The organism is Fusicatenibacter sp., assembly GCF_050872605.1.
Classification (GTDB): Bacteria; Bacillota; Clostridia; order Lachnospirales; family Lachnospiraceae; genus Fusicatenibacter.
Window position 1 is genome coordinate 155,910 of the sequence record NZ_JBNMHD010000002.1, and the last position, 8,979, is coordinate 164,888.

The following is an 8,979-nucleotide window of genomic DNA, read 5'->3' on the forward strand; positions in this document are numbered from 1 at the left end:
GCAACGATAAAACATTACGATTCACAGGAGGTTACTGCGATGAACGCATCACAAACATCCGCTTCCCCATCCCAGACACTGGATATGACTTCCGGCAATATCTTACGGATTCTGCTCACCTTTGCACTGCCCGTTTTTTTCGGCAGTCTGCTGCAGCAGTTTTATAATCTCGCCGACACTGCCATTGCCGGAAATATGCTCGGCGATGCCGCTCTGGCACAAATCGGAGCGACTTCCGCACTCTACAGCATGCTGACCACGTTTTCCGTCGGTCTAAACAACGGCTTTGCCATTTCCGTCAGCCGCTGGTTCGGCGCCGGGGATAACAGAAAAATGAAGCAGGCCGCCGCCTGGATGATGGTCTTTTCCCTTTCCATCGGCCTTTTTCTCGCCGCGCTTTTATTTCTGCTTCGCTGCCCGCTGCTCCGTCTTTTACAGACGCCGGATACCGCCTTTGCCGGAGCACTCGCCTATATCACCGTGATTTTTCTCGGCCTTCCGTTTACAATGCTCTACAACATGGAAGCAAGTCTCCTTCGTGCAATTGGAAACAGCGTCGTACCACTTCTGTTTCTCGCCTTTTCCAGTGTCCTCAATATCATTCTTGACGTCTGGTTTCTCGGTTCTCTTCACATGGGCATTCAGGGAGCCGCTATTGCCACCGTACTCGCGCAGGCTGTCAGTGCACTGCTCGGCCTTTTCTACCTTTACCGCAGTTATCCGCTTCTGCGCTTTTCGTTTGACAGTCTTCGTACCGGCTTCTCCTTCGCTCTGGATGTCTTTTTCAACGGACTTTCCATGGCGCTTATGAATGCCGTTTACAACATCGGAAGCGTGATTCTGCAGGGCAGCATCAATGCACTCGGCAGCACGTACATTGCCGCACAGGTCGGCGGACGGCGTCTCGCCGAGATGTTTATGCTGCCGGGGGACTCTCTCGGCGCAAGCATGGCAACGTATTCGAGCCAGAATTTCGGTGCCGGAAAACGGAAACGCATCGGGGACGGTGCTAAAATCGCCTGCGCACTCTATCTGATCTGGTGGCTTGCGGCGCTTCTCTTTACCTTCACCATCGCGCCGGCTGTGATCCGTCTCATCACCGGAAGTCAGGACCCGGAGGTTCTCTCCAACGCACTGATGTATCTTCAGGTCTGCGTCCCGATTTTCCCGCCGATGGGCTTTCTCGTGATTCTCCGCAACTGTCTGCAGGGCATGCATCACCGCTATGTACCGCTGTTCTGCAGCGTGCTCGAGCTGATCGGGAAGATACTCTTCGCCCTGTTTCTCGTCCCGTCGATCGGATACCGCGCTGTCTGCTTCTGCGAACCGACGACCTGGATCATCTGCTGTGCGGTGATCTGCATTTTTACTTTCATGATTCGAAAAGAATTCCGCGATACAGCGGCATAAAAAAATCTCTGTCGGAAGTCCACACTCCTGACAGAGATTTTGTTTTTTATCTTTTTCAGATCTGTGCTACCACAAAGATATCATAGATCGCTTTGATTGCAGTCTCGAAATCGCGGTTCTCCACGCCGATGATGATGTTGAGCTCGCTGGAACCCTGATCGATCATCTTGACATTAACGTGTGCATGCGCCAGTGCAGAGAAAATCCTTCCGGCTGTGCCTCTCGTTCTTCTCATACCGCGTCCTACAACAGCAATCAGCGCCAGATCGGATTCAAGATCAATAGAATCCGGCTGTACGGCACGATGCAGTCCTGCGATAACCTGCTGTTCTTTTGCTGCAAACTCACTCTGATGAACAAATACCGTCATGGTATCGATGCCGGACGGCATATGCTCAAAGGAAAGATTGTTATCCTCAAAGACGCCAAGTACTTTTCTGCCAAAGCCGATCTCGGTATTCATCATGCTCTTCTCAATCGTGATGGATGCGAAGCCTTTCTTTCCTGCAATACCGGTGATGGTGAATTTCGGTTTGCTGCAGGTATTCTCTACAATCATGGTTCCCGGATCCTGCGGTGCGTTGGTGTTCAGCACATGGATCGGAATGCCCTCCTGGCGGAGCGGGAAGATGGAGTCCTCATGAAGTACGGTAGCTCCCATGTAGGAAAGCTCACGCAGCTCGCGGTAGGTAATGGTGGAAATCACTTCCGGATCTTTGACGATACGCGGATCGGTTACCAGGAAACCGGAAACGTCGGTCCAGTTCTCGTAGATGTCAGCGTGTACGGCCTTTGCCACGATGGAACCGGTGATGTCAGAACCGCCGCGGGAGAAGGTTTTTACGCTTCCGTCCGGTTTTGCGCCGTAGAATCCAGGAACGACTGCGTTATCCAGATCTTTTAAACGCTCGGAAAGCACTTTGTCAGTCTTGTCTGCAAGGAAGTTTCCGTTCTCGTCGAAGCAGATCACTTCTGCAGAATCAATATACGTATATCCCAGATAATTTGCCATCACGATACCGTTCAGGTACTCTCCGCGGGATGCGGCGTAGTCCTCTCCGGCTGCTGCGGCAAAGTTTTCTGCTATTTTTTCAAATTCCGGGGAAAGATCCAGGCTGAGGTTCAGACCATCGATGATCTCCTGATATCTCGCTTTGATGTTCTGCAGTTTCTTCTTGAAATCTCTTCCGGCAACTGCAGTGCGGTAGCAGTCATACAGCATATCGGTTACTTTCGTATCAGCAGAATTTCGTTTTCCAGGAGCGGAAGGTACCACGTATCTTCTTCCCTCATCTGCGCGGATGATGTCTCCGACCTTCTTAAACTGCTCTGCGCTCGCGAGGGAGCTGCCGCCGAATTTTACTACTTTCTTCATAATAATCTCTCCTTGCGTTCTTTTCGGATATCTTTCGAAATCTCGTTTTTCAGCCCGTCACTTTAACGTTAGAAAGCTGTTACGTACTAGATTAGAACAAAATCCCGTATGCGTCAAGAACTTTTTTGGCTGATTTATTCATTCCACAGATAAATTTCCGGTTTTTTCTCCATTTCATAGGAGAATGTCTCTCCAAGGCCGTAAACCGCCTGGCTTAAGACGTACTCTCCGTCGTTTGCATAAATCTCGATCATATTCGGATCCACGAAAATCTCGAGAAGATCGCCCTCTTTTAACTGCGGTGTCTCCGCATGGAGCCATCCTTTTGCGCCGGACGGATAGACGTTTGTACGGTCTGCGCAGACCTTGCCGCTCTGCCGCCAGATCTTATAGCCGCCGATTTCCAGACTCTCACCTTCTTTTAATTCAGCTCGGATCATGACACACTCCCCGCAGGCAGAGACAATGGAATCTGTCTTTTTGCAGAATCCATCGCGGACAGCAGGAAGAACGCGGAAATAGATGTGATCGTTTTCTACCTCTACCACACGCGGCAGACAGAACATACCGTTCCATGTACCATCTACCGGCTCCGGCATCCGAAGCCATGCGATGGAAATCCGGTTTCCGTCCGCATCTGTCATAGTCTGCGGTGCATAGAGATCGCCGCCGCAGTCCAGAAGCTGCCAGCTCTCCGGGAACTCCATCGTACAGGTTTTCTCATCAAAGTCAGGCAGCATGCAGATCGCCTGATCTGCATAGCCGTCGGTCTCCTCGATCAGTTCCATCGGAGAGAATACAAAGACGCTGCGTCCATTCACGGTAAAGAGATCCGGACACTCCCACATCCAGCCAAGTTTCTGTTTCGTCGTCGCCTGTCCGGCCAGATGCCAGTGGGAAAGATCCTCACTCTTATAGAATAATGCCTCGCCCTTGTGATTCTTCGTCGTGCTTCCAAGCACCATGTACCACGCATCGCTTCCCTTCCATACCTTTGGATCGCGTGTGTGCGTATTGTCGCCGATTTCCGGATCGGTGAGTGCCGGGATAACAACCTCTTTATCCCCGAACACATCAAAATGCATGCCGTCTTTCGAGGTCAGGTGAAGCTGCGACGAGATAAAGTCGCCATTCAGGCACGCATGAATATCTTTCGGATCTACCTGATTATAATGAACACCAGTGTAAAAGAGATGCATCACGCCGTCCTCTTCTACCGCGCTTCCGGAAAAGCAGCCGTTCTGATCCTCAGAAAGACTCGGGAACAGGGCAACACCGACGTGCTCCCAGTGAATCAGATCCGGGCTTACCGCATGGCCCCAGTGCATCGTACCCCACCGCGGTGCATATGGAAAATGCTGGTAGAAAAGATGATACTGTCCTTTGTAATAAATCATGCCGTTCGGGTCATTGACCCAGTTGCCCGGCGCTTTTACGTGCAATCTGTTTTTCATGTGTTTCGTTTCCTTTCTGTCTCGTTCCTGTTGTTTCACTAAGAAAAGCCGGGAAAAGAAAGCTTTTTTGTTCCGCCCTTCTTTGCCCGGCTGTTCTGTCATTTCTGTTATTTTATTTCACTGCTCCGGCTACAACACCGTTGATGATCTGTTTCTGCAGTACGACGTACAGAATCAGGATCGGGATGACACAGAGCAGAAGGCCTGCCATGATGGTTCCGTAATCTGCGGAGTAGGTTCCGTAGAAGCTGTAGGTGGAAAGCGGCAGAGTCAGCAGCTTTTTGTCGGTCAGTACCAGGGACGGCAGCAGGAAGTCATTCCAGAATGCCATCGCATTCATGATTACCATGGTGGAAATGATCGGCTTTAACAGCGGGAACACGATGCGGAAGAAGGTCTGTGTGTGGGTACAGCCGTCGATGTAAGCGGCTTCCTCCAGCGCCAGCGGGATACTTCCGCGGATAAATCCGTGGAACATGAACACGGACATTGCCATGGAAAACCCGGTGTGCATGAAGATCAAGGTCAGTCTGTGGTTCAGAATGTTTAAGGTTCCGCCGTATACACTGACAAGCGGAATCATGATCGCCTGGAACGGAATGATCATGGATGCAACCATCAGTGCGAAAATGACATTGGAAAATACATTGACATTGCGCACGATGTAGTAAGCCAGCATAGCTGCAAGTACCGTAACCAGTACGGTTGCTGTTACGGTTACAAAGAGAGAATTCTTGAACGCGTTCAGGAAATTCATCTGCGTAAATGCTTTTACAAAGTTGTCAAACGAAAGACCTTTGATGGTGAACAGCCAGGAGAACGGACTCTTAATAATATCACGTTTCTGTTTTAAGGAGTTGATGATAACCATGGCAAACGGGAACATGAACGCACAGAAAACGATGATCATAAGGAGCATAGCCAGCGCGTCGGTTACTTTTTTCTTTGTTCCGCCAATTTTCTTCTGATTCATTATGCTTCAACCTCCCTCTTCTTGGTGGTGTATACCTGAATACCGCTGATGCAGGCTACAATGATAAACAGGATAAAGGCTTCTGCCTGGCCGACACCGAACTGTCTCGATGTGAATGCTTTCTCATATACGTGCATGGCTGCCATCTCAGTGGTTCCGTACGGAGCACCGCCGGTTAAGGACAGGTTGACATCGTATACCATGAACGCACGGGACAGGGTCAGGAAGAGGCAGATGGTAACGGAGGACATCATCAGCGGGAGGATAATGTTTTTCATTTTTACCCAGCCGGATGCGCCGTCGATGCTTGCCGCCTCGAGCACGTCCTCAGAAAGTCCCATAAAGCCGGCAACGTAGATCAGGATCATGTATCCTGCCAGCTGCCATACCGAAACGAGTACCAGTGCTGCAAATGCTTTGTTCGGGGTGGAAAGCCAGGAAATTTCAAACAGGCTCCATCCTGTGGTCTCGCCGATGCTGACGAAAACACGGGAGAATACAAACTGCCAGATGTATCCAAGTACGATACCGCCGATCAGGTTCGGGGTGAAAAATCCGGCACGGAAGAAGTTCTGGCCTTTGATGCCGCGGGTCAGGATGTAAGCCAGCAAAAAGGCGATCACATTGACGAGAACAACAACCGCAATAACGTATTTAAAGGTTAACAGCAGGGATTTCCAGAACTGTGCGTCGCGCATAACGGCTGCGAAGTTGGAAAGTCCTACAAAGTTTTTCACGCTGGAAACACCGTTCCAGTCGGTTAAGGTCAGGTAAATACCGTAGACAAACGGTACCATGACGACTGCCAGGAAGCAGAACAGGCCCGGCAGCGCAAATACACAGAAATCTTTTCCCTTGTTGCTTGATTTCATTTTCGTTCCTCCTTCATATCCTCCGGCCTACTGCTCATCCCAGTATGCCTGGATGGAATCCATCAGTTCCCCGCGGTCACTTCTTCCGGCCAGATATTTCTGCATTGCCGCACCAAGGACGGACCAGTGGTCGTTCGGCACGATCGCGGATGCGTTGAATGCTTCGCCGTTCTGTACTTTTTCATAGATGTCGCAGCTTAACGGATCGCTTGGCTCGTTCGGATTGTTTTTAAACGGTGGAATCAGGCTGCAGGTTTTTACAACCATCTGCTGTCCGATCTCACTGTAAACCAGCCAGTTCAGGAACTCTTTTGCTGCTGCTTTCTGCGCGTCGGTTGCCACAATATCATCCAGCATAATCTGTTTGGACGGGGATGCCTGGATTTTGCTGTTGACGAAGTCGTCCGGATCGTTGTTCATAAAGTATGGAAGGAAGCCGTACTCGTCGGTCGTCTCAGCACCTGCCTCCTCGAGGTTCGGCCATGCCCAGTTTCCGTTGAACCAGAAAGCGGTTTTTCCGTCTGCCAGGTCAATTGCCATCTCATCGTAATCTGCGCCGAGCGGGTCGCCCTTTGCTACGTTGTACTCTTTTAACAGATCAAAGGCATTCAGGAACTCATTCATACGGCTGTAGTCCGGCAGATATAAGGTTCCGTCCTTCAGCTCGTTGATGACTTCTGCTGCTCCGTCGGAGGTTCCGTCGTATGTCTCGTAGATGTACTGCAGCTGATGTGCACCAAGGGACCAGTCTTCTTTTGCCATGGAGATCGGATTTTTCATTCCGTTGTCCCGCAGGCTCTGGAGGAGTGCTGCGAAGTCGTCCTGGGTTTTGATCTCGGATGGATCGAACTCGGTACCTAAGGTATCTTCGATCACGCTCTTGTTGTAGATAATACCGCGGCCCTCGATACAGAGCGGGAAGCTGTAAACCTTTCCGTTGATTTTGGTCAGGTATTCTTCTGCCTCACCGGTCCATGCTTCATTGCTTAAGTCGGCTGCTTTTTCCTCTGCCAGCGCAATGACATCGGTCGTATCCAGAATGGAAAGTGTCGGCGGGTTTCCGGAGTTGTAGAGGCTGACTACTTTGGTATAAGGAGAATCGCCGTCCGTTACCGGCATGATCTCAATATGTACGCCTGCTTTCTCCTCGAACACTTTTGCAATCTCTTCCAGTGCTGTCTGGATTTCTGCTTTTGTGTTCATGATGACGATACTCGTTCCGGAAAGCGACGTATCGTACTGGAAGGTATCGGTGGTCATGTCGATCGGCACTTCTTCTTTTACTGCGTTCGGGTCATCCGGATCGCTTGCGAAGCCGAAGGTGCATCCGGTCAATGCAGAAGTAAGAAGCACGCCGGACATTCCAAGAGCTGCCGCCCTGGCACTAAATTTCTTTCTCATCACAAATCCTCCTGTTATCTCTGGACAGCGGGTCCTGTCCTTCGTTTTGTGTAACCGGTCAAGTAACCGGTTACTTTCATTGCCTTTATCATAGCATTGACAGTGAGTTTCGTCAATATTTTCTTTACTTTTCGTGATTTTCCATAATTTTGTTTTTGGCTTTTATGAAACTTTTACAAAACCGGTTACTTAACCGATTCCCGCTTGTTCCGGCGGGCGAGAAATGTTATACTATATTCATATACTATTTGTTTTTTTCTGAAAGCTTACACGATTCACGCAACACTTTTGAAGGGAAGGACACTTGAACTTATGGCACGAAAAAAAAATGTAACCTTTAATGATATTGCACAGTACACGCATTTTTCCAAAACAACCATTTCCCGGTATTTCAACAACCCGGATTCCCTGACACTGGAAAATCAGCAGATCATTTCCGATGCACTGGATAAACTGAACTATAAAGAAAACAAAGTGGCAAAAATCCTCGCGAACGGACAGACCGAATTTGTCGGCGTCCTGATCCCGAGTCTCTCCATGAACTACTATTCCGAGATGCTGAATCAGATTCTTGCTTCTTATGAGAAATATGGCTATAAATTCCTCGTCTTCGCCGGAAACGGCCACGACGAGACGGAGCGCCGCTACATTCAGGAGCTGATGTCGTACAAAATCGAGGGTCTCATCGTCCTCTCCCATACACTCTCCTCCCGCGAACTCTCCAATCTGCAGATCCCGGTCGTTGCAATTGAGCGCGAAGACCAGTTCGTCAGCAGTGTCAATACAGACAACTACCTCGGCGCGTACGAAGCGACTTCGCTTCTGATTCATAACCACTGTGATGTCCTGATTCATCTGAACTCACCGACCAAAGAAAATGTTCCTGCCTACCGCCGTCTCACCGGTTTCCAGGATGCCTGTGTAAAGGCCGGTGTACCGCACGAGGTTATCATTCGGGATTTCGGACTCTCCTATCAGGAAGCCGCAGCACCGATGCAGGAAATCTTTGACAGCATCGAACAAAAATATGCCGGTCAGAAAAAGGGCATCTTCCTCTCCAACGATGATCATGCCAATATTCTTTTAAATCTTCTGATTCGCAAATACCATACCCTGCCGGACGATTACGAACTCATCGGCTTCGACGGTGCGCCGATTTCCGAGCAGGCTATCTATCCGATCAGCACTGTCGGCCAGCAGATTGACCAGATTGCAGACGAAGCTGTTTCCCTTCTGGTCTCCCAGATGCAGGAACGGAAAAAACGCCATCCGGTGCCGCTTGCCGAGCCGGTTCACAAGACCGTTCCGCCGCTTCTGATCCGGCGTCAGACGACCACTTGATTTTATAGCAAGACCCGAAAATAATGCAAAAAATTCAGCACCGCAGAGCGTGAATTACTGCGTCACAGATTTTCGTCGTACCCCGGTACGCCTTCAAATCTGTTCCTTGCAATTCGCGCTCTGCAGCACTGCCTTTTTTGCATTATTTTCGGG

The 8,979-nt window shown here is 49.9% G+C and carries 7 protein-coding genes; 2 read left to right on the forward strand and 5 right to left on the reverse strand.

Annotated features, from left to right (window positions below):
* The first annotated feature begins 39 nt into the window (after positions 1-39).
* Positions 40-1,410: an MATE family efflux transporter gene (locus ACY2VT_RS01545; RefSeq protein ID WP_461878634.1), complete on the forward strand. Its 1,371-nt coding sequence runs from the start codon at positions 40-42 to the stop codon at positions 1,408-1,410.
* 55 nt (positions 1,411-1,465) lie between these two features.
* On the opposite strand, the gene ACY2VT_RS01550 is transcribed toward ACY2VT_RS01545, so the two are convergent.
* The 5 genes from ACY2VT_RS01550 to ACY2VT_RS01570 form a co-directional block, all read right to left on the reverse strand.
* The gene (locus ACY2VT_RS01550) at positions 1,466-2,785 is read right to left on the reverse strand and encodes an aspartate kinase (protein WP_461878635.1); all 1,320 of its coding nucleotides are present in this window, start codon (positions 2,783-2,785) and stop codon (positions 1,466-1,468) included.
* Positions 2,786-2,919: 134 nt separating this feature from the next.
* Positions 2,920-4,239 (reverse strand): glycoside hydrolase family 32 protein, encoded by a 1,320-nt coding sequence (locus ACY2VT_RS01555; protein ID WP_461878636.1) that lies wholly within the window; start codon positions 4,237-4,239, stop codon positions 2,920-2,922.
* A gap of 112 nt (positions 4,240-4,351) precedes the next feature.
* Positions 4,352-5,212 carry a carbohydrate ABC transporter permease gene (locus ACY2VT_RS01560; RefSeq protein ID WP_461878637.1) on the reverse strand — a complete coding sequence of 287 codons (861 nt, stop codon included), beginning with the start codon at positions 5,210-5,212 and terminating at the stop codon, positions 4,352-4,354.
* A complete protein-coding gene (locus tag ACY2VT_RS01565; RefSeq protein WP_461873166.1) occupies positions 5,212-6,084 on the reverse strand; it encodes a carbohydrate ABC transporter permease in 873 nt (290 codons plus the stop codon). The genes ACY2VT_RS01560 and ACY2VT_RS01565 overlap by 1 nt, the downstream gene beginning before the upstream one ends.
* Before the next feature lie 27 nt (positions 6,085-6,111).
* A complete protein-coding gene (locus ACY2VT_RS01570; protein WP_461873167.1) occupies positions 6,112-7,485 on the reverse strand; it encodes an ABC transporter substrate-binding protein in 1,374 nt (457 codons plus the stop codon).
* A gap of 312 nt (positions 7,486-7,797) precedes the next feature.
* On the opposite strand from ACY2VT_RS01570, the gene ACY2VT_RS01575 reads away from it, so the two are divergent.
* The gene (locus ACY2VT_RS01575; protein ID WP_461878638.1) at positions 7,798-8,826 is read left to right on the forward strand and encodes a LacI family DNA-binding transcriptional regulator; all 1,029 of its coding nucleotides are present in this window, start codon (positions 7,798-7,800) and stop codon (positions 8,824-8,826) included.
* Positions 8,827-8,979: the final 153 nt, after the last annotated feature.